This window comes from Acidovorax sp. WCS2018Noco2-16 (assembly GCF_031843945.1).
GTDB lineage: Bacteria > Pseudomonadota > Gammaproteobacteria > Burkholderiales > Burkholderiaceae_C > Paracidovorax.
In genome coordinates this window covers 16,504-39,404 of the sequence record NZ_JAVTJJ010000009.1, presented here as the reverse complement: position 1 = coordinate 39,404, position 22,901 = coordinate 16,504, and the positions used below count along the sequence as shown (strand labels likewise).

Here is a 22,901-nt window from a genome sequence, read left to right as displayed (position 1 = left end):
CTGACTTCAGTGCGAGCTGGATTTTTTGAATGAAATACGGCTCTAGCGCTTATCCATCAAGCGCTAGTAGCTATTAAAATAATAGCATCACGATTGGCGACACCCAGCGCATGCAACCCGCCCCCACCTTCGAGCCCGAGTTCATCGCCGGCCTGACCGAGATCTTCGAAGAGCGCATCGTCTTCCACCGCCTGCTCGGCCTGAAGGTGCACAGCGTGCTGCCCGACGAGGTGGCGGCGCGCATCGACATGAAGCCCGACCTGGTAGGCCACTACGGCCACCAGCGGCTGCACGGCGGGGTGATCAGCGCTGCGCTGGACGCAATGGGCGGCCTGGCGGTAATGGCCGCCATCGGCGCGCGGCACATGGACGAGTCGCCCGAGCAGCGCCTGCAACGCTTCGCCCGGCTGGGCACCATCGACCTGCGCGTGGACTACCTGCGGCCCGGCGTGGGCAGCGACCATTTCACGATGCGTGCCGAGGTGCTGCGGCTGGGCTCGCGCGTGGCCAACACGCGCATGGAATTCTTTGGTGCCGATGGGTCGCTGCTGGCGGTGGGCGCGGCGGCCTACATCGTCGCCTGATCTGCGCTGCCACACCGCGTGGCTGTGTTCTGCTGAAAACACTGCAAGCGCATGCTACGAACGAGCGGTTTCGTTACCGTTCTTTCGTAACGCAGGGATCTTTAGCCCGTCACCACTTCTAGCATGGCTTCTTTTCAAGGAGATCTGATGGCCGTGCAAAACCCCTTCTTCGGTAAGCGTGAACCCGACGCGTTCCAGCCCCGCCAATCCAATTCCGTGCTCGGTGGCGCCACCACGCCCGGCAGCGCTGCTGCCACCAGCAACCCGCTGACGGCCAGCCCGGCCGTGAACAAGCCGTTGACCAGCAGCACCGCGTCGGCCGTTCCTGCCGGCGAAGGCGTGGGCAGCAAGCTCACCGTGGGCCCGAACATCAAGCTCAAGGGCGTTGAGATCACCGATTGCGACACGCTGGTGGTGGAAGGCACGGTCGAGGCCACGATGGATTCGCGCGTGATCCAGATCGCCGAGCAGGGCGCGTTCCGCGGCTCCGCGGAGATCGACATCGCCGAGATCCATGGCGAATTCGACGGCACGCTGATCGTGCGCCAGAAGCTGGTGATCTACAGCACCGGCAAGGTCACGGGCAAGATCCGCTACGGCAAGGTGGTGATCGAAGAAGGCGGCCAGTTGTCGGGCGAGATCGAAGCCGGCGGCGCCAGCCCCCGGGGCCAGAGCAGCGCCTCGGCATCTACCGCCTACGCAGCCCGCAACGAATCACCGGCGCTCGCCGCCGCCTGATCGATCGACCGATCAGCGGTCGCTGCCCGGCCTGGCGCGCCATTCGGCGCCGGCGCCGGCCAGCCCTCCAATAACGAAGCCGCCACAGGCACCCTGCGCATCACGGCGCTGCGGGGTGACTGTGGCGGCTTCGTTACTGCAAGCATGGCGCGCACGCATCGCGTGCGCGCATCCTCAACCCAGACTGATGGTCAGCGTCGTTCGGCTGCTGCGTCGGCTGACGCCTGCGGTGCGCTGGGCTGAATGGGCCGGGGCCGGCCGGCGGCGTCGATGGCCACATAGGTCAGGCGTGCTTCGGTCACTTTCACGTAGCGGCCCTGCGCGGCAAACCGCTCGGCATACACCTCCACCTGCACGGTGACGGACGTGCGGCCCACGCGCTGCACGCTGGCAAAGAACGACAGGATGTCGCCCACCCGCACCGGCTGCTTGAACACGAATTCATTGACCGCCACCGTGGCCATGCGGCCCTGCACGTGGCGCGCGGGCAGCACCGAACCGGCCAGGTCCACCTGCGCCATCACCCAGCCACCAAAGATGTCACCGTTGGCGTTGCAGTCCCCCGGCATGGGGATGACTTTCAGCACCAATTCCTTGTCGATGGGCAGCGCGGTGAGCGCGGTGTCGGCAGGCGCGGCCGGTGGTGTGGCGCTGGTGGATTCGGTCATGGGCACAATCTCGGTAAAAACAACAACTGGAATTGTCCCTCATGCGCCCTCACGGCGACCCCGCTCCTTCCCCCGCCGCCCCTGCCTCGCACTCTGCCCCGCACTCAGCGCCGCACTCCACGGCACCTTCCTCCTTGGCTCCCGCCCCGGGTTCCCAACGCTCTGACTGGGGCACCATTGCGCGGCTGCTGCCGTATCTGTGGCAATACAAGTGGCGCGTGATCGCGGCGCTGGTGTTCGTGATTGCGGCCAAGACGGCCAACGTGGGCGTGCCGCTGCTGCTCAAGCACCTGGTCGATGCGATGACCCTCACGCCCGGCAACCCGGCCGCCGTGGTCGTGGTGCCCGTGGCGCTGCTGCTGGCCTACGGGCTGCTGCGGCTTTCCACGTCCATCTTCACCGAGTTGCGCGAGCTGGTCTTCGCCAAGGCCACGCAGGGCGCGGCGCGCACCATTGCGCTGCAGACCTTCGAGCACCTGCACGCGCTGTCGCTGCGCTTTCACCTGGAGCGGCAGACCGGCGGCATGACGCGCGACATTGAGCGCGGCATGAGCAGCATCCAGTCGCTCATTTCGTTCACGCTGTTCAACATCGGCGCCACGCTGATCGAAGTGTTCATGGTGCTCACCGTGCTGGCCGTGCGCTTCGACGCCTGGTTCGCCTGGATCACCCTGGGTGCGCTCACGCTCTACATCGGCTTCACCGTCGGCGTGACCGAATGGCGCACGCACTTTCGCCGCCAGGCCAATGAATTCGATTCCGCCGCCCATGCCAAGGCCGTCGACTCGCTGCTGAACTACGAGACCGTCAAGTACTTCAACAACGAGGCCTTTGAGGCGCAGCGCTACGACGAGAGCCTGCAGCGCCTGCGCCGCGCGCGGCTGAAAAGCCAGACCTCGCTGTCGCTGCTCAACGCCGGCCAGCAGATCATCATCGCCACCGGCCTGGTGCTGATGCTCTGGCGCGCCGCGCAGGGTGTGGCCGACGGCCGCATGACCGTGGGCGACCTGGTCATGGTCAACGCCTTCATGATCCAGCTGTACATACCGCTGAACTTCCTGGGCGTGATCTACCGCGAGATCAAACAGAGCCTGACCGACCTGGACAAGATGTTCACCCTGATGGACCGCGAACGCGAGGTGGACGACGCGCCCGGCGCCGTGCCGCTGGCGCTGGACGGCCCGCCCGCCGTGCGTTTTGAAGACGTGCACTTCGCCTACGACCCGGCCCGGCCCATCCTGCGCGGCGTGAGCTTCGAGATTCCCGCCGGCCGCACGGTGGCGGTGGTCGGCCCGTCGGGCTCGGGCAAGTCGACGCTGGCGCGGCTGCTCTACCGCTTCTACGACATCCAGGCCGGCCGCATCACCCTGGGTGGGCACGACCTGCGCGCGGTCACCCAAAACAGCGTGCGGCGCGCCATCGGCATCGTGCCGCAAGACACGGTGCTGTTCAACGACACCATCGCCTACAACATCGCCTACGGCCAGCCCGGCGCAAGCCAAGCCCAGGTGGAGGCCGCTGCGCAGGCCGCGCGCATCCACGGCTTCATATCGGCCACGCCGCAGGGCTACGCCACGCCGGTGGGCGAGCGCGGGCTGAAGCTCTCGGGCGGTGAAAAGCAGCGCGTGGCGATTGCCCGCACGCTGCTGAAGAACCCGCCCATCCTGATCTTCGACGAGGCCACCAGCGCCCTTGATTCCGCCAACGAACGCGCCATCCAGGCCGAGCTGCAAAGCGCCGCCCAAGGCAAGACCACGCTGCTGATCGCGCACCGCCTTTCCACCGTGGTGGACGCGCACGAGATCCTGGTGATGGACACCGGCCAGATCGTCGAGCGCGGCACGCACGCCGAACTGCTGGCGCGCGGTGGGCGCTACGCCAGCATGTGGGCGCTGCAGCAAAATAGTGCTCAAAACGGCCTCTAGCGCTTTACTGATAAGCGCTTATAGCTATGAATATAATAGCAAATTGATGTTTTTGGAGTTGTGATGGACATGCAAGCCTTGCAGCAGCGGCTGCGTGAATTCGCCGCCGAGCGGGACTGGCAGCCCTTTCACACGCCCAAAAATTTGGCGATGGCGTTGATGGTGGAATCTGCCGAGCTGCTGGAGTTGTTCCAGTGGCTCACGCCCGAGCAGTCGCAGTCGCTCACGCAGCAAACCGAAGGCCGCGAACGCGTGGGCGAAGAGATGGCCGACGTGCTGATGTACCTGCTGCAACTGGCCGATCACACGGGCATCGACTTGGAGGCCGCGGTGGCGCGCAAGCTGGCGAAGAACGCGGTCAAGCACCCGCCTGCGTTGCGGTAGGGCGGGCAAAAAAAGCCCGGCATCGGGCAATGCCGGTCAGTGAAGAAAAGTCCGTTCGGGCTGAGCCTGTCGAAGCCATGGCACGGCACGCAAAAGCCCTTCGACAGGCTCAGGGCGAACGGGTTTAGCTGGCCTGGCTTTGCCGTCAGTGCGGGGCTTCGGGTCGTGTGAACGGGTCGTTCGTTCAGGGCTTGCGCGCCGCAATCGCCTTCTCGGCCGCGCCCACCAGGTCGGCGCCGATCTGGCCCTTCCACTTGTCCACCACCGGGCGGGTAGCCTTGGTGAAGGCCTCGCGCTCTTCGGCGCTGAGCTGGGTCACGGTCACGCCGTGGCTGGCGATTTCTTTCAGCAGCGGCTTATCGGCTTCGACCATGCCCTTGCGGGCGATGGCGATCTGTTCCTTGCCGGCGTCGATGGCGGCTTGCTTGACGATCTCGCGGTCGGCGGGCGTCCAGCTGTTCCAGATGTCCTTGTTGACCACGAAGATCAGCGGGTCGTTCATGTAGCCCCACAGCGTGATGTGCTTTTGCGCCACGGTGTAGAGCTTGGCGGCCATGTAGACCGACACGGGGTTTTCCTGGCCGTCCACGGCGCCGCTGGCCATGGCGGGTTGCGCATCGGCCCAACTCATCTGCGTGGGGTTGGCGCCTAAAGCGGTGAAGGTGTCCAGAAACAGCGGCGAGCCGACGACGCGGATCTTCATACCCTTGAGGTCGGCAGGGCTCTTGATGGCCTTCTTGGAATTGGAGATCTCGCGGTAGCCGTTCTCGCCCCAGGCCAGCGGCACCACGCCGGCCTTGTCCAGGGTCTGGAAGATGCTCTTACCTACGTCGCCCTGCGTCACCGCATCGACGGCGGCGTAGTCGGGGAAGAGGAAGGGCAGCGAGAACAGGTTGAGCTGCTTGACCTGCGGTGACCAGTTGATGGTCGAGCCGATGGCCATGTCGATCACGCCCTGGCGCAGTGCGCTGAATTCACGCGTCTGGTCGCCCTGGATGAGCGACACGCCGGGGTAGAGCTTGATGTTGATGCGGCCCTGCGTGCGCTCGCGCACCTTGCCCGCCCACAGCTCGCCGCCCTTGCCCCACGGAAAGGCGGTGCCCAGCACCAGCGACATGCGGTATTCGCTCTTGTAGTTCTGCGCCATCGCGGCGGGAGCGGTGAAGGCCAGTGCAGCGGCGGCGGCTACGGCCGAAGTGAGGAAGGTGCGCAGTTTCATGGTTTCAGTCTCCTTGGCTTGTTTGGATTCAACTCACTCGATTCATTCATTCACTCAACTAATTCAATAGCCCAGGCGGGCGGGCAGCCACAGTGCCAGCTGAGGGAACGCGATGACCAGCAGCATCACCACGCCCATCGCCAGCAGCATGGGCCCGACCCAACGCACGGTCGATTCCATGCGCACGCCCGCAATGCGGCACGAGACCATCAGGTTCACGGCCAGCGGCGGCGTGAACTGGCCCAGTGCCACCTTCAGCGTGAGGATCACGCCGAACCACACCGGATCCCACTGGTAGTGGTTCATGATGGGCAAGAGCAGCGGCACGAAGATCAGGAAGATTGAGATGCCGTCCAGAAACATGCCGACGGTGATGAGCAGCAGGATCAGCAGCGCCAGCACGCCGTATTCGCCCAGGCCGGAATGCACGATGGCGTTGGCCACCGGGTCGATGACGCCCAGCGTGGACAGCGAGAACGCGAAGATGCCCGCCAGCGACACCACCAGCAGGATCACGGCCGACAGCTCGCCTGCTTCGCGCAGGATGGGAAACAGATCGCGCAGCGAAATAGTGCGGTGAATGCACATACCCACGAAGAGGCCGTAGAACACCGCTACCACGGCGGCTTCGGTGGGCGTGAACCAGCCGGCGCGCATGCCGCCCAGGATCAGCACCGGCGCTGCCAGGCCCCAGCTCGCCTCGCGCAGACTCTTCCAGAATGCGGGGCGGGGCATGGACGATTCCAGCGCGCCCATCTTGTGCTTGCGGGCCAGCCACACGGCCGGCACGATCAGCGCGATGCCGGCCAGCACGCCGGGAATCATCCCGGCGGCGAACAGCGCGGGCACCGAGGCACCGGGCACCAACACCGAATAGATGATGAACGCCACCGAGGGCGGAATCAGGATGTCGGTGGCCGCGGCCGCGCCCACCACGCTGGCCGAGAAGCTGCCCGGGTAGCCCGCGCGCGACATGGCCGCGATCATCACGCCGCCCACGGCCGCCGCGTTCGCTGGCCCCGAGCCCGAAATGCCGCCCAGGAACATCGCCACCGCAATCGCCACCAGCGGCAGCATGCCCGGCCCGCGTCCGACGATGGCGACGGCGAAGTTCACCAGCCGCAGCGCCACACCCGAGCGGTCGAAGATGGAGCCCACCAGCACGAACATCGGGATGGCCAGCAGTGGGTATTTGCCCAGGCCGGCATAGAAGTTCTGTGGCACGGCCAGCAAGCCGAGCCACTGCGTTTCATAGTTGGCCAGCGCAATGGCCGTAACGCCGGCCAGGCCCAATGCGGCCCCGATGGGCACGCCCACGAACATCAGCGTGAGGAAGGCGACGAAGAGCAGCGTCGCGATCATGGCTTGCGCTCCGGCGGCAAGCCCTGGACATCGCCGCCGGCGTCGGTGAAGAACGCATCGGGCTGGCGGCCACGGCGGATGTAGAGGCCGATGGCGCGCCAGGTGATCAGCAGCGACAGAATGGGCAACCACATCGAATACCACCACTGCGGCACGCCGATGCCGGGCGAGGTTTCGTCGAAGCGGAAGTCGTCGTAGACCACGCGCACGCTGAGCACGGCGACCACGCCGAACAGCAGGGCCACCAGCGCCGCACCGAACTGCGCCAGCCAGCGGCGCCGTGCGGGCGAGCCGCGTTCGGCGAACCATTCGATGCGGATGTGCCGGTCGCGCGCCACGGCGGCCGAGCCCGCCACCAGCGCCAGCACGATCATCAGGAACACGGAGATCTCTTCCGTCCAGGCAAAAGAGGAGTTGGTGAAGTAGCGCACCAGCACGTTGGCAAAGGTGATTAGCGCCAGCAGCGCCATCACGATGACGGTGAGCCAGTCTTCGATGCGCAGGGAGCGGGGAGGTGCGTGGGCATCGCCGGCGGCAGTGGCGGTGGCGGTGGCGTCCGGCGTGGGGCCGGACGGGGGATGTGCGGACATGGAAGGCAGAGAGTCGGGAGAATCGAACAAGGAGGCAAAGCGGCAAGAAGGTCACTCTGCCGGCCAGTGTTGTGGACTGGCGGCCTGGACGAAAAACGGCGCGGTGGGCGCTACGGGGCATTTTGCAACCAAAGGTGCGCGCATCGGCGTGGGGTGTTCCCGCAGTGCAGCATCCGCTGGCCGGCTTCCTGCCGCGAACATAATGCGCGCCATGGAAACCAAGTGGCTTGAAGACTTCGTCAGTCTGGCAGAAACGCGTAGCTTCAGCCGTTCGGCGCAATTGCGGCATGTGACGCAGCCGGCCTTCTCGCGCCGCATCCAGGCGCTCGAAGCGTGGGCCGGCACCGATCTGGTGGACCGCAGCTCGTACCCCACGCGGCTGACCGCGGCCGGCAAGACGCTGTACGACCAGTCGCTGGAGATGCTGCAGGCGCTGCAGAACACCCGCGCCATGCTGCGCGCCCACACCAGCGCGGGCAAGGACATGATCGAGTTCGCCGTGCCGCACACGCTGGCCTTCACGTTCTTTCCGGCCTGGGTGTCCGGACTGCGCGAGAAGTTCGGGCCTCTGAAGAGCCGCCTCATCGCGCTGAACGTGCACGACGCGGTCTTGCGCCTGGTGGAAGGCGGCTGCGATGTGTTGATTGCCTACCACCACCCCTCGCAACCTTTTCAGCTCGACGCCGACCGGTATGAAATGGTGACCTTGGGGCAGGAGGTGATTTCACCCTACGCCAAGGCCGGTGCAGACGGGCAGCCGCTTTTTTGCCTTCCAGGCCGGCCAGGCCAGCCGCTGCCCTATCTGGGCTACGCTCCGGGCGCTTATCTGGGCCGCGTCACCGAATTGATCCTCAAGCAGTCAGGCACCGCCATCCACCTTGACCGGGTGTACGAGACCGACATGGCCGAAGGCCTGAAGGCTATGGCGCTGGAGGGGCACGGCGTGGCCTTTTTGCCGCACAGCGCGGTGAAGAAAGAGCTGCGTGCCCGGCGCCTCGTCAGCGCAGCTCCGTCCGGAGTAGACGATCTGCAGATGGTGATGGAGGTGCGTGCGTACCGCGAAAAACCCTCCGGCAAGGAGCCCGCCAAGGGCATGGCGCAATCGCTGTGGTCTTACTTGCAGAACCAAAGCTCCGAATTGGTGCGTTCTGCTGGGTGAATGGGACGGGGCGGCTGTACATGCAGCTTCAGGCTGATTGAAAGCCGTTTTTCGCACCCAAGGTTATGCAAGGGTTAACCCGATGTATGTGAGTTGCGCATAACATTGGTCCGCATTGGCATTGGTAAGGCAGAGACACCGCATTTACAGTCGGTTTCCAAGCCATGGACAGCGCTTTCAATCGCTGCACGCAGAAATGCGCGGCGTATGCTGGCGCAAAGCTTGCTTCAGGTTTGCATCTTCACATTTCGAAACCCTTCATGATCTTGAGGCACTGGAAATTCGCTGTCGGGCTCGTTGCGCTCAGTTGCGCCCTGGGCACGTCTGCGCAAGGTGTTTTGCCGCGGATCGCTGGTGGCGGCAAGCTGGTCATCGCCCACCGTGAAATGGCTGTACCTTTCTCGTATGTGGATGCGGGCAAGCCCGTGGGCTATGCCATCGACTTGTGCCTGCGCATCGCCGAGATGGTGCGCAAGAAGACTGGCATGAAGGACATGCCGGTTGAATTCCTCCAGGTCACACCAGCCAATCGCATCGATGCCATTCGCAAGGGCCAAGCCGACCTGGAATGCGGATCCACCACCAACAACGCCGAGCGGCGCCAGTCGGTGGCGTTCACCATTCCGCACTTCATCACCGGTGCGCGCCTGCTGGTGAGCAGCGCCAGCACGGTCGATAGGCTGGAAGACCTGGAAGGCAAGAAGCTGGTGTCCACCCAGGGCACTACCCCGCTGAAGGCGGTGCAGCAGGTGATCCGCGAGCGGCGCATGGCCATCACCGTGCTGGAAGCTCCTGAGCACGGCAAGGCGTTGGAAATGGTGGAAAAGGGCGAAGCCGACGCGTTTGTGATGGACGACGTGCTGCTTTATGGCCTGGCCGCCAACCGGCCCGACCCGAAGGCGCTGAAGGTGGTGGGACGCTTCGTTACCACCGAGCCCCTGGCGATCATGCTGCCCAAGGACGACCCCGAATTCAAGAAGCTGGTGGACGACGAGATGCGCCGTCTGATCACCAGTCGCGAGATCTACCCCATCTACGACAAGTGGTTTGCCAAACCCATTCCGCCCAGTAACCGGGCGCTGAATCTTCCTGTCAGCTATCTGCTGCGTGATTTCTGGAAATACCCCACCGATCAGGTCCCGTTCTGACCGGCTGCATGACGGCCGGGCACCCCCTGTTCCAGAGGCTGGTTTACGCGGGTTGTCTGCGTGGCACCCGCCCCTAGAATGAAAGCCTCTGTTTTTTTGTATTCGCAAGTTAAGGAGATATTCATGAAGAAACATCTGTTGGCTGTGGCCATTACCGCTCTGGCCGCAGGCAGCGCTTTTGCCCAGGCTGGCGACACGCTGGCCAAGGTGAAGGCGTCCGGCACGATTACCGAAGGCGTGCGTGAGTCATCCGGCCTCTCCTTCACCCTGGGCGACGGCAAGTACACCGGTTTCCATTACGACGTGTGCGCCAAGGTCATCTCCGACGTGCAAAAGCACCTGGGCCTGGCCAAGCTGGACACCAAGTACCAGCCCGTGACGTCGCAAAACCGCATTCCGCTGGTGCAAAACGGTACGGTGGACATCGAGTGCGGCTCGACCACCAACAACCAGGCTCGCCAGAAGGATGTCGCTTTCGCCGTCACCACTTATGTGGAAGAAGTGCGCATCGCCGTCAAGGCCAATTCCGGCATCGCCACCATCAAGGATCTGAACGGCAAGACCATTGCCACGACGACCGGCACCACGTCCGTGCAAACTCTGCGCAAGAACAAGCGTGCCGATGGCCTGACGTTCAAGGAAGTGTTCGGCAAGGACCATTCCGACAGCTTCCTGCTGCTGGAATCGGGCCGCGCTGACGCCTTCATCATGGACGGCTCGATTCTGGCGTCCAACATCGCCAAGTCCAAGGCACCAGCTGACTTCAAGATCGTTGGCGAAACGTTGAGCGTGGAGCCCATCGCCATCATGATCCGCAAGGACGACCCGGCCTTCAAGAAGGTGGTGGACGACAGCATCAAGGCGATGATGAAGTCCGGCGAGATGGCCAAGCTCTACGACAAGTGGTTCCTGCAACCCATTCCGCCGAACAACGTGAAGATCGGCCTGCCAGCCAGCGATGCAACCAAAGCTGCATGGGCCAACCCCAACGACAAGCCTACTGAAGAGTACACGCTCAAGGACTAAGCACTCCGGTGCCCGTCTCCGTCAAAAACGCCCACGCGAGTGGGCGTTTTTTGTAAGCAGGCCCTGAAGCCGCCGGAGCACGGTGGATGACAAATCATTAAAAAAGGAATTCCCATGGGATCGAATTGGGATTGGCAAGTGTTCCTGCAGGATCCGGGCGGTGAGTACCCGACGTACCTGCAGTGGATGCTCTCCGCGTGGGGCTGGACGGTGTCCGTCGCCCTGCTGGCGTTGGTGATCGCGCTGGTCATCGGCTCCGTGATCGGCACGATTCGCACGCTGCCGGACAACAAATTTCTCGTCGGCTTCGGCAATGCGTGGGTGGAGCTGTTCCGCAACATCCCGCTGCTGGTGCAGATTTTTCTTTGGTACCACGTGGTGCCGGCGATGTTCCCCGTGATGAAGAACCTGTCGGGCTTCATTCTGGTGGTGCTGGCACTGGGTTTCTTTACCTCTTCGCGTATTGCCGAGCAGGTGCGTGCGGGCATTCAGGCCTTGCCGCGTGGCCAGCGCTACGCCGGGATGGCAATGGGCTTCACCACGTTCCAGTACTACCGCTACGTGCTCTTGCCCATGGCGTTTCGCATCATCATTCCGCCGCTGACCAGCGAGACGATGAACATCTTCAAGAACTCGTCCGTGGCCTTTGCCGTGTCGGTGGCCGAACTCACCATGTTCGCCATGCAGGCGCAGGAAGAAACGTCTCGCGGCATCGAGGTCTACCTGGCGGTAACTGGCCTGTACGTGATCTCCGCATTCGCCATCAACCGGATCATGGCGTTCATCGAAAAGCGTTCGCGGGTGCCAGGCTTCATCGCGTCCAGCGGCGCAGGAGGCCACTGACATGATGAATCTCGATTTTTCGTTCTACAGCTGGGACATCATCAGCAGGTTCGTCCTGAAGGGTTTCTACTTCAGCATCGTGTTGACGGTAGTGGCCACCATCGGTGGCATTCTGTTCGGCACCGTGCTGGCGCTGATGCGTTTGTCGGGCAAGAAGTGGCTGGAAGTGCCCGCCACCATCTACGTCAACGGCATGCGCAGCATTCCGCTGGTGATGGTGATTCTCTGGTTCTTCCTGCTGGTGCCCTTCATGGTGGGCAAGCCCATTGGCGCGGAGATGTCGGCGGTGATTACCTTCGTAGCCTTCGAGGCCGCGTACTTCAGCGAGATCATGCGGGCCGGCATCCAGTCCATCTCGCGTGGCCAGGTCTTTGCCGGCCAGGCGATGGGCATGACGTACGGCCAGAACATGAAGTTCGTGATCCTGCCGCAGGCGTTCCGCAACATGCTGCCCGTGCTGCTGACGCAGACCATCATCCTGTTCCAGGACACGTCGCTCGTCTACGCCATCGGCGCCTACGACATGCTCAAGGGCTTCGAGACGGCCGGCAAGAACTATGGGCGGCCCATCGAGGCCTACCTGCTGGCTGCGGTGGTGTACTTCGTGATGTGCTTTGCGCTATCGTGGCTCGTCAAGCGGCTGCATCGCAAGATTGCCATCATCCGTTGATCGCCCCGGCAGCAACAACGAACTGACGAACAGTGAATTGAGTGAGTGAGGAATAAAGCAAATGATTGAACTCAAGAACGTCTCCAAGTGGTACGGCAGCTTCCAGGTGCTCAACGACTGCTCTACCACCATCAAAAAGGGTGAAGTGGTCGTGGTGTGCGGCCCTTCGGGTTCTGGCAAGTCGACGCTGATCAAGACCGTGAATGCGCTGGAGCCGGTGCAAAAAGGTGAGATCTGGGTGAACGGCGTGGCTGCGCACGACCCCAAGACCAACCTGCCCAAACTGCGCAGCCAGGTCGGCATGGTGTTCCAGCATTTCGAGCTGTTCCCTCACCTGTCGGTGACGGAAAACCTCACCATTGCACAGGTGAAGGTGCTGGGCCGCAGCCAGGACGAGGCGAAGAAGCGCGGACTGAAGATGCTTGACCGCGTGGGCCTGTCGGCGCACAAGGACAAGTTTCCGGGTCAGCTCTCGGGAGGCCAGCAGCAGCGCGTGGCGATTGCCCGTGCGCTGTCGATGGACCCTATCGTGATGCTGTTCGACGAGCCGACGTCGGCGCTCGACCCCGAAATGGTGGGCGAAGTGCTGGACGTGATGGTAGCGCTGGCCAACGAAGGCATGACCATGATGTGCGTGACCCACGAAATGGGTTTTGCCCGCAAGGTCGGCCACCGCGTCATCTTCATGGACGTGGGCGGCAAGATTCTGGAAGACTGCCCCAAAGACGATTTCTTCGGCAACCCGGACGCCCGCCAACCGCGCACCAAGGAATTTCTCAACAAGATCCTGCAGCACTGATGGCGTGCTGACCCGCTGTCTGCAAGGTGGCGGGTTGCGACCCAAGTGGAAGGCGCCTGCGGGCGCTTTTCTCCGTTCTGAAGCCACTCTGGGCGCGCCCGTTGAGCGGGCGGCGAGAGCAAAATGCACGCTTCCGTTCAGTTCATCCTGCGCCCAGCTTCCACCATGCCCGATGGTTCATCCGACCGCAGCGCCTTGCCGTCAGCCGACTGGCAAACCGTTCAGTGGCATGCCGACGCCCCGGCACAGCCCGCGTGGGGCACGCCATGCAACGGCTGCGGCCTGTGCTGCCTGGCAGAGCCCTGTCCGCTGGGCATGCTGGTATCGCGCAGGCGCCACGGCGCTTGCATGGCGTTGCGCTGGGACGAGTCCGCTGTGCAGTACCGCTGCGGCTTGCTGACCGACCCGGCCGGCGTTACCGGTTGGCGAAGACCGTGGGCCCTGCGCTGGCTGCGTGGCTTGGCGCGGCGCTGGATATCGGCAGGGACGGGCTGCGACGCGCACCCACTGCAGGTCGAGCGTGTAAATGTGGCGAGTCCTACACGTTAGCTATAAAAATAGTAGCTATTAGCGCTTATAGGTAAAGCGCTGCAGGCCGATTTAGCTCAAATTTCTTGAGCGCGGTGCCTAGAGCGCAGGAGCATCCGCTTCGGCTGCTGCCACCGGACGACCCGAACGCAGATAGCCCGGCACTACGGATCCTGCCGGTGGCTGCTGCAATACCCGCTGGGCCGCAGGAGGCTGATGCAGCCGCCAGGGCGGTGCCTGGCAAGGCAGGCCGATGGGCGATAGAAAAGGTTGCAGCCGCACTCCGTAAGGCGCTGCTGGCGAACTGCCGGCTTCGTGCGCAGGGCCGGCGGCAAGTGCAGGCGCGGTTGCGCGAATCATGAGCGGGGCGCCAGCGGCCGGCACGGATAGGCGGCGCGATGCGGCGTCGCTGGGCAAAGTCACGACTTCGGCGGTGAACACCAGGGCTGACGGTCCGGACGCCACCAGTTCGCGCCCGCCAGGCTGTGGCATCTGCATCAAAAGCCCCATTGCCATGGGCCGCGCAAAGCGTCCATCGAAGCGCATCTTTTCGAAGGCGATGCGACATGCCAGCTGATCGAAGAGCGTCAGCCCCCACATATCGGCGCCGCTCAGGGCAGGCGAGCCGGCACCGCCGTGCAGTGCATCTGCGGCAGCATGCCAGCTGACCTGATCGATGAAGCCTTTGAACGGCGGGAATTCGATGACGTTCAAGCCTTGGCCATCACCGCCTTCACCGCCGGCATCGGCCGTGTCGGTGCAATCCGAGCCTTCGGCCGTATCGAACGCGACCAAGCGCCCCTGCGCAGCGGGCACGAGCAGAACGCTGGGGCATGTCGAGGTCGGAGGCAAAGGCGACGACAGCATCTCTGGTGCTTCCAGCACGGCAGGCAGCGCACGTGCCGCAAGGTGCTGACTGCGTTCAGCAGGCCAACGCACCATGGCGCCGTCTGCCACCAAGGCAGTCTTTGGCGATACACCCAGGCTCACAGCCGCCGAGTCGGCCCGGGCTGTCCGATCTGTCGCTGGACTGGAATAGAGCGCTGCACCCAGGCCCACGGCGGCAAACGAGGCGAGCGCAGTGGCCAGGCCCCGGCGCGCGGCAACCGGTACCGAGTCATCCAGGCCCCGCGTGAACCACGGGGTCAGCATGACCAAACCCAGCAGCCACACCACATTGCTGCGTGCAGCCAGCGCCCAGCCGTCCAGCCCTGATTCCCACAGCGACCACGCCAGTGTGGTTGCCAGCAGCGCCGCATGCGCCCACAGGGCCGACGGACTGCCTTGCAGCAGGAGCAGGCCGGTCAGCACCATCATCAGCCCCGCAGGCAGGTAGTACCACGATCCGCCCAGCGCCATCAGCCACACGCCAGCGGTGCCCACCACCAGCCCGATGAGCACGAACAGCAACCCCATGGCGATGGGCGCGATACGGTGCGGCGACATGGAGCTTCCTTTCGGGGAACGTGGAAACATCGGAAGGCAAGACGGATGGTAGGAACCGTGGTGATTCCATCGTTTGTTGGTGCGAAGGGCGTCGGGCGTGCGCAGGCAACGTCACCGAAGTTAGGGGGCGCTCGGGCATTGGGCTGTCGGCTCCTTCCGGCGAGGCCTGTAGGAAGTAGCCCCGGGCACATGCTGCCGTCACTGCAAGTCGCTGAAGTGCATCTGCATCTGCTATTAGATAAATAGCGTCAGATGTAAGGCGTTAAAGCGCTTGGGCCTTTTTCCATTCCCAGAGTCAAGACGCCCTATTGACGCGTGCGGGACAGTCGTCAGGGTTTCCGGCGTGGGCGCATGGCTCGGTATGCGGTGCAATAGAGACATCGTCCTCTGTGTCCGTATCCGAAGGAATTCCGTAGTCATGCATCGTCGCCATCTCGTGCAACTCGCCGCAGCCACTCTGGCCGCACCCGCATTCGTCGCCCGCGCGCAAGCCTTTCCCTCCAAGCCCATCAAACTGATCGTCGCGTTTCCGGCCGGCGGCCCTACCGACATCACCATGCGCATGCTGGCCGAGGAGGCCGGCAAGGTGCTGGGCCAGCCCGTCATCATCGACAACAAACCCGGCGCTGGCGGCACGCTGCCCGCACAGGCGCTGCAAACTTCAGCGGCTGACGGCTACACCGTCGCGCAGATCCCACTGGGTGTCTTTCGCCTGCCTTACACCACCAAGATCAACTGGCATCCGGTCAAGGACATCAGCTATGTGCTGAACCTGACAGGCTATGCCTTCGGCGTGGTCGTGCCTGCCGACTCGCCCTTCAAGACCTGGGCCGACTTCGTGGCCTATGCCAAGGCCAACCCCGGCAAGCTCAGCTATGGCTCCACCGGCACGCTGACCAGCCCCCACCTGACGATGGAACTTATCGCCCAGCAATTGGGCATTCAGCTGCTGCACGTGCCGTACAAGGGCAGCGCCGACCTGATGCAGGCCACACTGGGTGGGCAGTTGATGGCCGCAGCCGACTCCACCGGCTTTGCGCCACAGGTCGAAGCTGGCAAATTGCGGGTGCTGAACACCTGGGGCGCCGAGCGGCTGGCCAAGTTTCCGGATGCGCCCACGCTCAAGGAGGTGGGCATCGACGTGGTGCAGAACTCGCCTTTCGGCCTTGGCGCGCCGCGCGGCACGCCACCCGACGTCGTTCGCCGGTTGCATGACGCCTTCAAGCAAGCCATGGAGCAGGAAAGCTACCGTGCAGCGCTGGGTCGCTACGACATGGTGCCCATCTACATGAGCACTCCTGCGTACCAAAAGTTTGCCGAAACCACCTTTGCGCGCGAGAAGGCGCTGGTAGAAAAACTGGGCCTGGCGAAAGCGCCGTAGTCAGCATTCGCTACAAAATTAATAGCTACTAACGCTTGCTGCATAAGCGTTAGCGGCCTATTTGATATCGAATATTGATTGATTGAAGGATTGATAGAGACCCTGCTAGTTATTGGCCTCATACCCCAAGGCCAGGGCCTCGCCCTGCATCGGCTGCGCCGATAAAGTCGCTCTCGGATCAGTCCAGACCCAGAGCGCGCGCATCTTCCAGATGTGCATCCCAAGCGGGCGCCCGACGCGGCTCAGGCGACTGGGTCAGGTAATCGCAGTTGCGTGCTGCACGCAGCAGCAAAGCACCCCCCGCCGCAGCCTGTACCGCCGCCGTGCCGCGACGATCAGACCGCAATGAAACGGCAATCAGCGCCAGGCCAAGGCCTGCCACCAAAAGATTTTCGCCGGGCAGGGTAGGGCGTGAACGGTCGAGGGCCTGCCATTGTCTGAGTGTGTTGATCGGGTCCATAGTAGGTGACTTTAGCAGTTCTACCACGATATCTCTTGCCCCTGCTTAATCGAACAAGCGGCCGACAATTAGGGGCATGGGCGCCGTACGCCGAACATGGTTCGAGAGGTAAGCGCCGTCAAACAACGTATAACGCGCGTTTACTAAATGACATAACATCGTTTCGGCACAGCCGGGCGTCCTACAATACTTGCTCCTTTCCGGGCGCGCACGGGTTCAGCAAAATACCTTCTATAGCTCCGATTATTCACATTAGAAACATTGTGAATGCTCAGACGTGGTGAGCTTAAAAAAGCCTTGGGTTTTGCACGCGATGAAAAAAAGTGCTCAGGTGATTTGACAATGGGCCATCATCGGCTGTTTCACCCGTCGTGCCGCCAGGATGGCCTGCGCCACTTCGGCGAATCCTGCACCCCGTTCTTCTCGGGTGATGTAACGTGGCAAGTTCTGGAGTTCCGGTACAAAGCGAGCAATGTTGGCTACTCCCACGCTGTTAGTGAAATGCTGGAACATAGCTTGGTCGTTACCTGAGTCGCCAACAAAGACCCAATCGGCGAGTTCCCGGCTTAGGTCTCTCTGCATGTACTCACGCACAATCCAGCGGGCGCCCTGCCATTTATCGACGTTACCAAAGCAGCCGTGGATGTGAATGCTACTCACAGTGGTGTGCAGACCGGATCGCTGCAGTACCTTTAGGACTTGGCGCACCATTTCTTTGGGAAGGCAAGCAAACTCGGCGTAATCGAAAGCGATATCAGTTTCTCGCTCGGCACTGTCGCGACTCAGCGCTGCGCCGGGCACTTCGGCAGCCACCTGCTTTGCGATCTCTGCCAAACGAGCCGCGTGCGCTGCCCTCGTTGCGCCGTCTTCCTTGTAACGTTTAACAAACTCCGGCAGAGCGGCGTTCGTATTGGGCGCTCGATTGCCACGGACGAAAGCCACCGCGCCGTTTTCGGCCACCATAGCGTCGACCGGCAAGGGCATGCCATGGGTGCCGTCGAGGAACGCCTGGCACCACCCAATTGGCCTGCCCGTGATGGGAATCACGATGAGGCCCGCAGCCTTCAAGGCAGAAAGTGCGATGAGAGCTTCGGGAGTAATGACACCGTCGGTTGTCAAGGTGTCGTCAATATCGGTAAAAACGCCACGGATGCGTGCTGCGTCGCACTCAGGCCACAAAGCTAAAGATTTCATTGGCGCAGAATGTCAGCGATGTAAAGAAGGGGTCAGCTTGTAAATATGAAGCGCCTGAGGCGGTGATCTAAATCGGCTAAGTGTTTTCGGGGTCATCCGACTCCGCCATACGGGGCTGGCCCCTTGCATTGAGCTCACCAGCCTGTGTCCTCGAAACTGCTAAAGGTCTCTATGGAGGGGTGCAAAATATATGCTGGGCAACGCGTCACTGCCGCGCAAACTCAATGATCGCTTGGTAGAAGGCATCGGAGCCGTCCGCCGGATTGTTCGGGCCTATCTCCATCCGGTTGACACCATGTTGGGCGGCGCCCTTAAACTTTTCCGGGATCACTGAAAAGTAGTAGGGACTAACGAACCGAGCCCCACCTTGAAGATGGCTCTGTAGGGCTGCCAGGTGCACACCCTTGGTTTTCCACTGCTGAGGATTGAACTCGGGCACGCCGTAGCCCGTGATTTTGCGGTCTGCCAGGAATTTGCGGACCCACGCGCTGTCCGCCGCACCGCCATACATGTTGAGTCCCTGTTTCCACGAGACATCCGAGGCCATGCTCGAGCCAACCGCGAAAAGTTGCGGATTCCACGTGGAATTGACCTGCGGCATAATTTGGTGGGAATAGAGCTTGTCGGCCGGCAACCCGGCTTTCAGAGCAACATCATTGAACGCCGAAAGAAAGTCGCGCACCTGCGTTTCGCGGTATTCATTCCAGTCGCGAGCCAGTGGATTGAAATACACGTCCTGCAGCGATTTGGGCAGGTCTAGCCATGATCGGACGCCTTCCAGCTTGTCAGCTTCCTTCAAACCCGTCACCGAACCGGGAATCTTGTCGGAAACTCGGCTCTGGTCCCTGGACACCACGACGAAATCGCGCTCGGCCAGCTGGAACCTGCCCGTGGCTGTCTCGGCGATGATCTGCGTGCGGTGCTTTCCTGCGGGCATCCGGCTGTAGTCCAAGTCGTACCGGAAGCCGGTATTGGCGCTAGTGATTGCGGCTTCCGCGCGGTAGACATCCAGCCGATTCAGGCCATAGGGCACTTCTGCCACACGCTTCCCATTAACGTACAGATCGAGTCGGGTGATTTTCTTCAACGGGTCCCATAGCCAGCCCGAGAGTGGAAGCGTGCCGTCCGCGAAGGCGTCGTAGTGATCGCCGAACATAGTGAGCGGCTCCTTGCGGATGTCCTTGGATGGCGGGTCGATGACATTAAAAGCCGTATAGCCCAGACCCGTCTGAGCTTTCATCCTTCCGACCGTGCCGTACTTCCTCTCAAGCCAAGTGCGGAAACCCGCGACGGAGCCGGGGCTATAGTCGGTTACCTTGATATCGGAATAGGCTCCCATGCCGTTTTCAAAGTCCGGGAACATCTGATGAAGTTCGCCCGCTAAAGTGATCGCAACCACCCGTTGCTGCACGGCAGCTGGCAGCGCCCTAATGCGCTTGGCAACGTAGCGCAAAGCCTCAAACCGATATTTATTGACCGGGATGGTGGCATCGGGCAACAACGTGTAGGGCACGATGCTGTAACCGAAATAGCCCAATTCCAGGGGCTTGCCATCCTTCAATTGCATAACGTTACGCGGATCCTTCCGTAACTCGTGGGTGATTGGGCCCTGCGAGTCGAAATGACTGGAAGAAAGATACAACACGACCGGCCGCCTGATCTTCTCCACCGTACGAAAAAACGCGTTGACCTTGTCCTCATCGATTTCCCAGCCCTTGGGCGTCTGGCGGTACAGATCGAGCAACTGCAGGGTGGCTGTGTATCCAACTTGAACGTTCCCCTTAGGCCCGCCCGGCTCTAAGGTGTCTAGAAGGCGCGTCACCGCCGCTGCGCCGTCGTCCTTGAGTTCCTTGCATTTTGCGTAGGCGATCTCTAGGTTGCTGATATTCGGATCATTCACTGCCGCATCGCAGAGCTGAAGGCCTTCAATGGCTGGCACTACCCACAGTTTCGGGTGCGTAATGCTCTGGGAGCTGACGGGGAATATGAGGGCAAATCCAAAGCTAATAAATAGCCCCGAACGAAAGAGCGACTGATTCATGAGGTCAATCCTGAATTCCTAGCTTCGAATGAATCGCGGCAGCGTAAGAAAGCTGGGGGCTTAACGCTTTTGTAGGCACATTGCTTACATCATAATGCAAAAATGCAATTAAAAATTGGATCCCAATTATAATCGGGAGCGCCGCAAGCATAACCGTGCCGCTACTCGCAGTCTGGTCGGTTACCGCACTCAATATCCAATGCCACATTCCAAAGCCTAAGCCAATTATTAAAAATAGTATGCCAAATATACTATATAAGGTACCGACATTGAAATCCCTAATTAAATAGCTGTAAACATATCTGCGTACAAGTCTCGACGCGTGCTTTCCCAGGAACTCAGGTAATACCTTGCGCACTTTGAGGTGTGATTCCTCATCGGCATAAATTGAATCCATGGGAATGTCGCAAACCACGCCCCGCAAGACATTTAGCCTGAACAGCATATCAGTTTCAAAGAAATAACGCCGCTCTAACTTGTCTAGTGGAATTTCACGAAGAACACGGGTGTGCACGGCCGTGTAGCCGTTAGTGGGATCCATATTCGACCAATAACCGCAGCTAAGTTTTGTAATGAAGGATAGCATAACGTTGCCAAAGACACGGATCGATGGCATGCCGCGAATGGATTCTGGCCTGAAAAATCGATTGCCTTTTGTATAATCTGCCTCATCCAATAAAATGGGCCTTAAAAAAAATGGCAAAAGCTTCGGATCCATTTGGCCATCCCCGTCAATTTTGACAACTATATCCATGCTGTCTTCGATTGCTTGGCGATAAGCATTAATAACAGCCCCTCCAACACCTTGATTTTCAGTATTGAACAATACAACAACTCGAGGATCCTTGCAATTTTCTTGAATAAAGGCGCCACTGCCGTCAGGGCATGCATCGTCCACTGCATAAATGCGGGTGACTATATCGGGAATGGCTTCAATGACAGCTAGTACATGAGCTGTTACCCTGTAGCTGGGAATCGCCACCGCTATTTTTTTTTGAGCTTCGATTAGCATTTTAGGTACGTCCTGTCACGATTATGCCAGCTAGTATGAGCGCGCCGCCGATAAATGTTCTCGGATGAACCGGCTCCTGAAGAAATAACCAACCTAGAAGTGGGACAATTAAAAAAGCCAATCCCATGAATGGGTAGGCAATGTGCAATGGAGCATGCTTAAGAATCCAAACCCATGCGATTGTGGTCAGTCCATAAAGCGCGAATGCGCTAAGTAACCATCCATTAAAAAGCCAGTCTTGCCAGACTGCTTCTGGCGGAAGTGCGGTAGCTGCTTTTTTGAAAAGCATCTGTCCAATCGAGATTCCAAAAACACAAAGTATCGTTGATATTGTGAGTAGTAAAGACATATGGGAAGCTTATCAATTTGGAATAGTGGCGCGACGGGTCGCCCAAGCGGGAAGGAGAACTAGGGGTAGCGTGAAAAAAGGCAGCAAGTAACGGTATTCCCCGGCGATGGAGAACGCAAAAATAGCAATTAGTTGCACCGCCATGGGAGTGCAAATTATCAGTAGTGCTGCGTCTCCCTCCCGTATTCCTATAACAAGAGACCATATTAATAAGCCAATTCCTAGAAATGGTGTCCAAAATAACATTCGAGTGTTATAACTCGCCTCATGAATTTTTTTTAAGACTTCTTCCGATTTGCTTAGTGCGAATTTTCGATACGATGAGTTTGTGTGGAGGATTTTCAAAACATGCTCAGCATATTCAAAGCTGGGAATGCCTCCTTGAGCAAAAGCCGAAACCATGAAGATATTGACTCTGCTTGCAAGGAATTTTGGAATATTTCGCCACAGGTTATATGTGAAAAATTCGCGGACTATAATTTTTTGATCTTCTCGCGGGAACGTAAGTGCACGTGGGCCTTCGGGTTGAAACTGCAATGGGTCCCAATAATCTGGGTCATAGAATTTCAAGTAGTTATCGATTGGCTTATGTTTTTTAAGTGTTTCAATAGTGAGTGCTGATACTCGTGGCGACGCGGTCCATAAATTCATGGGCCTTGGCTGGAGAAAGTTGACGGTTTCAAAGATGACTAGCGGATATAGTGCGCCGTGTCCTCTTGATCCCTGATTGGCGGTGGCAAAGGCCATAATAGAGCACCACCCGATAAGTATTGCTGCAATCCAAATGCGACTAGATTTGACGGTAAAAAACAGGAGTATGGCAACCGGAGCAAGAAATACAATTCCGTTAGGTCGCGCAAATGCCGCAAAAGGAATTGTTATCGCGAGCATTGCAAGGTTTGATGCCGAGGCTCGGCGTTTGGTTGCCACCAGCCAAATCTCAAATAATAAACCTGCAACACATGCTGAATAAACGCCATCGGGATATAAGTTCCCCATGAAAAAAATAAGATGGGGTGCAAGACAAATAAAAATAAAACAAAAGAGCGCGGTCTTAAAGAGACGCTCAGACCAGCACCATCCTATAATTCGTGCAAAAACCACAGCGGCAACAGTCAGCAAAGCTGCAATGGGCAACTCTGCCAGACGGCTATTTTCATAAAATATTCTTACAAAATAGAGCCAGAATGCCGGTTTTCCTGAATTATGAATTCCAGGGTTTTCAACTTCTAATAGAATAGAGTAACTGTCTTCTCCTAAAACTCCAGGCCAAAACACCGAGAGCCAGAATCCATAAACAAATAAAAGTAAAAATAGGATTATTACAAATGGTTTGAAATTTGATTTCGGATCATCCAAGAAAATACTCTTCATA

General features: G+C 60.1%; 23 protein-coding genes. 12 read left to right on the top strand and 11 right to left on the bottom strand.

What is annotated here, in order from left to right; all coding sequences use genetic code 11:
• Window positions 1-110 precede the first annotated feature (110 nt).
• Complete coding sequence (locus RQI28_RS15930; protein ID WP_311222540.1) at window positions 111-584, top strand: thioesterase family protein; 474 nt, start codon at window positions 111-113, stop codon at window positions 582-584.
• Between the two features lie 147 nt (window positions 585-731).
• Window positions 732-1,322: a polymer-forming cytoskeletal protein gene (locus RQI28_RS15925; protein WP_311222539.1), complete on the top strand. Its 591-nt coding sequence runs from the start codon at window positions 732-734 to the stop codon at window positions 1,320-1,322.
• A 191-nt stretch (window positions 1,323-1,513) separates the two neighbouring features.
• On the opposite strand, the gene RQI28_RS15920 is transcribed toward RQI28_RS15925, so the two are convergent.
• Complete coding sequence (locus RQI28_RS15920; protein ID WP_311222538.1) at window positions 1,514-1,990, bottom strand: acyl-CoA thioesterase; 477 nt, start codon at window positions 1,988-1,990, stop codon at window positions 1,514-1,516.
• Window positions 1,991-2,031: 41 nt separating this feature from the next.
• Here RQI28_RS15920 and RQI28_RS15915 point away from each other — a divergent pair, with 41 nt between their 5' ends.
• Together RQI28_RS15915 and RQI28_RS15910 are read left to right on the top strand one after the other, a co-directional pair.
• The gene (locus RQI28_RS15915) at window positions 2,032-3,915 is read left to right on the top strand and encodes an ABC transporter ATP-binding protein/permease (RefSeq protein WP_311222537.1); all 1,884 of its coding nucleotides are present in this window, start codon (window positions 2,032-2,034) and stop codon (window positions 3,913-3,915) included.
• A gap of 63 nt (window positions 3,916-3,978) precedes the next feature.
• On the top strand, window positions 3,979-4,299 hold the full coding sequence (locus RQI28_RS15910; protein ID WP_311222536.1) for a nucleotide pyrophosphohydrolase: 321 nt from the start codon (window positions 3,979-3,981) through the stop codon (window positions 4,297-4,299).
• Window positions 4,300-4,483: 184 nt separating this feature from the next.
• On the opposite strand, the gene RQI28_RS15905 is transcribed toward RQI28_RS15910, so the two are convergent.
• The 3 genes from RQI28_RS15905 to RQI28_RS15895 form a co-directional block, all read right to left on the bottom strand.
• Entirely contained in the window at window positions 4,484-5,518 is a 1,035-nt protein-coding gene (locus tag RQI28_RS15905) for a DctP family TRAP transporter solute-binding subunit (protein WP_311222535.1), read from the bottom strand.
• A 63-nt stretch (window positions 5,519-5,581) separates the two neighbouring features.
• Window positions 5,582-6,880 carry a TRAP transporter large permease gene (locus RQI28_RS15900; protein ID WP_311222534.1) on the bottom strand — a complete coding sequence of 433 codons (1,299 nt, stop codon included), beginning with the start codon at window positions 6,878-6,880 and terminating at the stop codon, window positions 5,582-5,584.
• Window positions 6,877-7,470: a TRAP transporter small permease gene (locus RQI28_RS15895; protein ID WP_311222533.1), complete on the bottom strand. Its 594-nt coding sequence runs from the start codon at window positions 7,468-7,470 to the stop codon at window positions 6,877-6,879. The genes RQI28_RS15900 and RQI28_RS15895 overlap by 4 nt, the downstream gene beginning before the upstream one ends.
• Window positions 7,471-7,681: 211 nt before the next feature.
• Between RQI28_RS15895 and RQI28_RS15890 the strand changes: the two genes are divergently transcribed.
• The 7 genes from RQI28_RS15890 (at window position 7,682) to RQI28_RS15860 (ending at window position 13,664) form a co-directional block, all read left to right on the top strand.
• The gene (locus RQI28_RS15890) at window positions 7,682-8,629 is read left to right on the top strand and encodes a LysR family transcriptional regulator (protein ID WP_311222532.1); all 948 of its coding nucleotides are present in this window, start codon (window positions 7,682-7,684) and stop codon (window positions 8,627-8,629) included.
• A gap of 260 nt (window positions 8,630-8,889) precedes the next feature.
• Complete coding sequence (locus tag RQI28_RS15885) at window positions 8,890-9,777, top strand: amino acid ABC transporter substrate-binding protein (RefSeq protein ID WP_311222531.1); 888 nt, start codon at window positions 8,890-8,892, stop codon at window positions 9,775-9,777.
• 123 nt (window positions 9,778-9,900) lie between these two features.
• Entirely contained in the window at window positions 9,901-10,803 is a 903-nt protein-coding gene (locus RQI28_RS15880) for a transporter substrate-binding domain-containing protein (RefSeq protein ID WP_311222530.1), read from the top strand.
• A 114-nt stretch (window positions 10,804-10,917) separates the two neighbouring features.
• Complete coding sequence (locus tag RQI28_RS15875; RefSeq protein ID WP_311222529.1) at window positions 10,918-11,646, top strand: amino acid ABC transporter permease; 729 nt, start codon at window positions 10,918-10,920, stop codon at window positions 11,644-11,646.
• Between the two features lies 1 nt (window position 11,647).
• Window positions 11,648-12,316, top strand: coding sequence for an amino acid ABC transporter permease (locus RQI28_RS15870; RefSeq protein ID WP_311222528.1), 669 nt, complete (start codon window positions 11,648-11,650; stop codon window positions 12,314-12,316).
• A 61-nt stretch (window positions 12,317-12,377) separates the two neighbouring features.
• Window positions 12,378-13,115: an amino acid ABC transporter ATP-binding protein gene (locus tag RQI28_RS15865; RefSeq protein ID WP_311222527.1), complete on the top strand. Its 738-nt coding sequence runs from the start codon at window positions 12,378-12,380 to the stop codon at window positions 13,113-13,115.
• 123 nt (window positions 13,116-13,238) lie between these two features.
• The gene (locus tag RQI28_RS15860; RefSeq protein WP_311222526.1) at window positions 13,239-13,664 is read left to right on the top strand and encodes a hypothetical protein; all 426 of its coding nucleotides are present in this window, start codon (window positions 13,239-13,241) and stop codon (window positions 13,662-13,664) included.
• 78 nt (window positions 13,665-13,742) lie between these two features.
• Here RQI28_RS15860 and RQI28_RS15855 read toward each other — a convergent pair whose 3' ends face one another.
• A complete protein-coding gene (locus RQI28_RS15855; protein ID WP_311222525.1) occupies window positions 13,743-15,089 on the bottom strand; it encodes a hypothetical protein in 1,347 nt (448 codons plus the stop codon).
• Between the two features lie 418 nt (window positions 15,090-15,507).
• Here RQI28_RS15855 and RQI28_RS15850 point away from each other — a divergent pair, with 418 nt between their 5' ends.
• Window positions 15,508-16,470, top strand: coding sequence for a tripartite tricarboxylate transporter substrate binding protein (locus RQI28_RS15850; protein ID WP_311222524.1), 963 nt, complete (start codon window positions 15,508-15,510; stop codon window positions 16,468-16,470).
• Between the two features lie 178 nt (window positions 16,471-16,648).
• Here the strand turns inward: RQI28_RS15850 and RQI28_RS15845 are convergent, their stop codons facing one another.
• From RQI28_RS15845 to RQI28_RS15820, 6 genes are all read right to left on the bottom strand, one after another.
• Window positions 16,649-16,930, bottom strand: coding sequence for a hypothetical protein (locus RQI28_RS15845; protein ID WP_311222523.1), 282 nt, complete (start codon window positions 16,928-16,930; stop codon window positions 16,649-16,651).
• A gap of 327 nt (window positions 16,931-17,257) precedes the next feature.
• Window positions 17,258-18,124 (bottom strand): HAD-IIB family hydrolase, encoded by an 867-nt coding sequence (locus tag RQI28_RS15840; RefSeq protein ID WP_311222522.1) that lies wholly within the window; start codon window positions 18,122-18,124, stop codon window positions 17,258-17,260.
• A gap of 205 nt (window positions 18,125-18,329) precedes the next feature.
• Window positions 18,330-20,165: a hypothetical protein gene (locus RQI28_RS15835; protein WP_311222521.1), complete on the bottom strand. Its 1,836-nt coding sequence runs from the start codon at window positions 20,163-20,165 to the stop codon at window positions 18,330-18,332.
• A gap of 4 nt (window positions 20,166-20,169) precedes the next feature.
• Window positions 20,170-21,177 carry a glycosyltransferase family 2 protein gene (locus RQI28_RS15830; RefSeq protein WP_311222520.1) on the bottom strand — a complete coding sequence of 336 codons (1,008 nt, stop codon included), beginning with the start codon at window positions 21,175-21,177 and terminating at the stop codon, window positions 20,170-20,172.
• 1 nt (window position 21,178) lies between these two features.
• Window positions 21,179-21,526 (bottom strand): EamA family transporter, encoded by a 348-nt coding sequence (locus tag RQI28_RS15825; protein WP_311222519.1) that lies wholly within the window; start codon window positions 21,524-21,526, stop codon window positions 21,179-21,181.
• A 12-nt stretch (window positions 21,527-21,538) separates the two neighbouring features.
• Window positions 21,539-22,900, bottom strand: a complete 1,362-nt coding sequence (locus RQI28_RS15820) for a hypothetical protein (RefSeq protein ID WP_311222518.1) — start codon at window positions 22,898-22,900, stop codon at window positions 21,539-21,541.
• Window position 22,901: the final 1 nt, after the last annotated feature.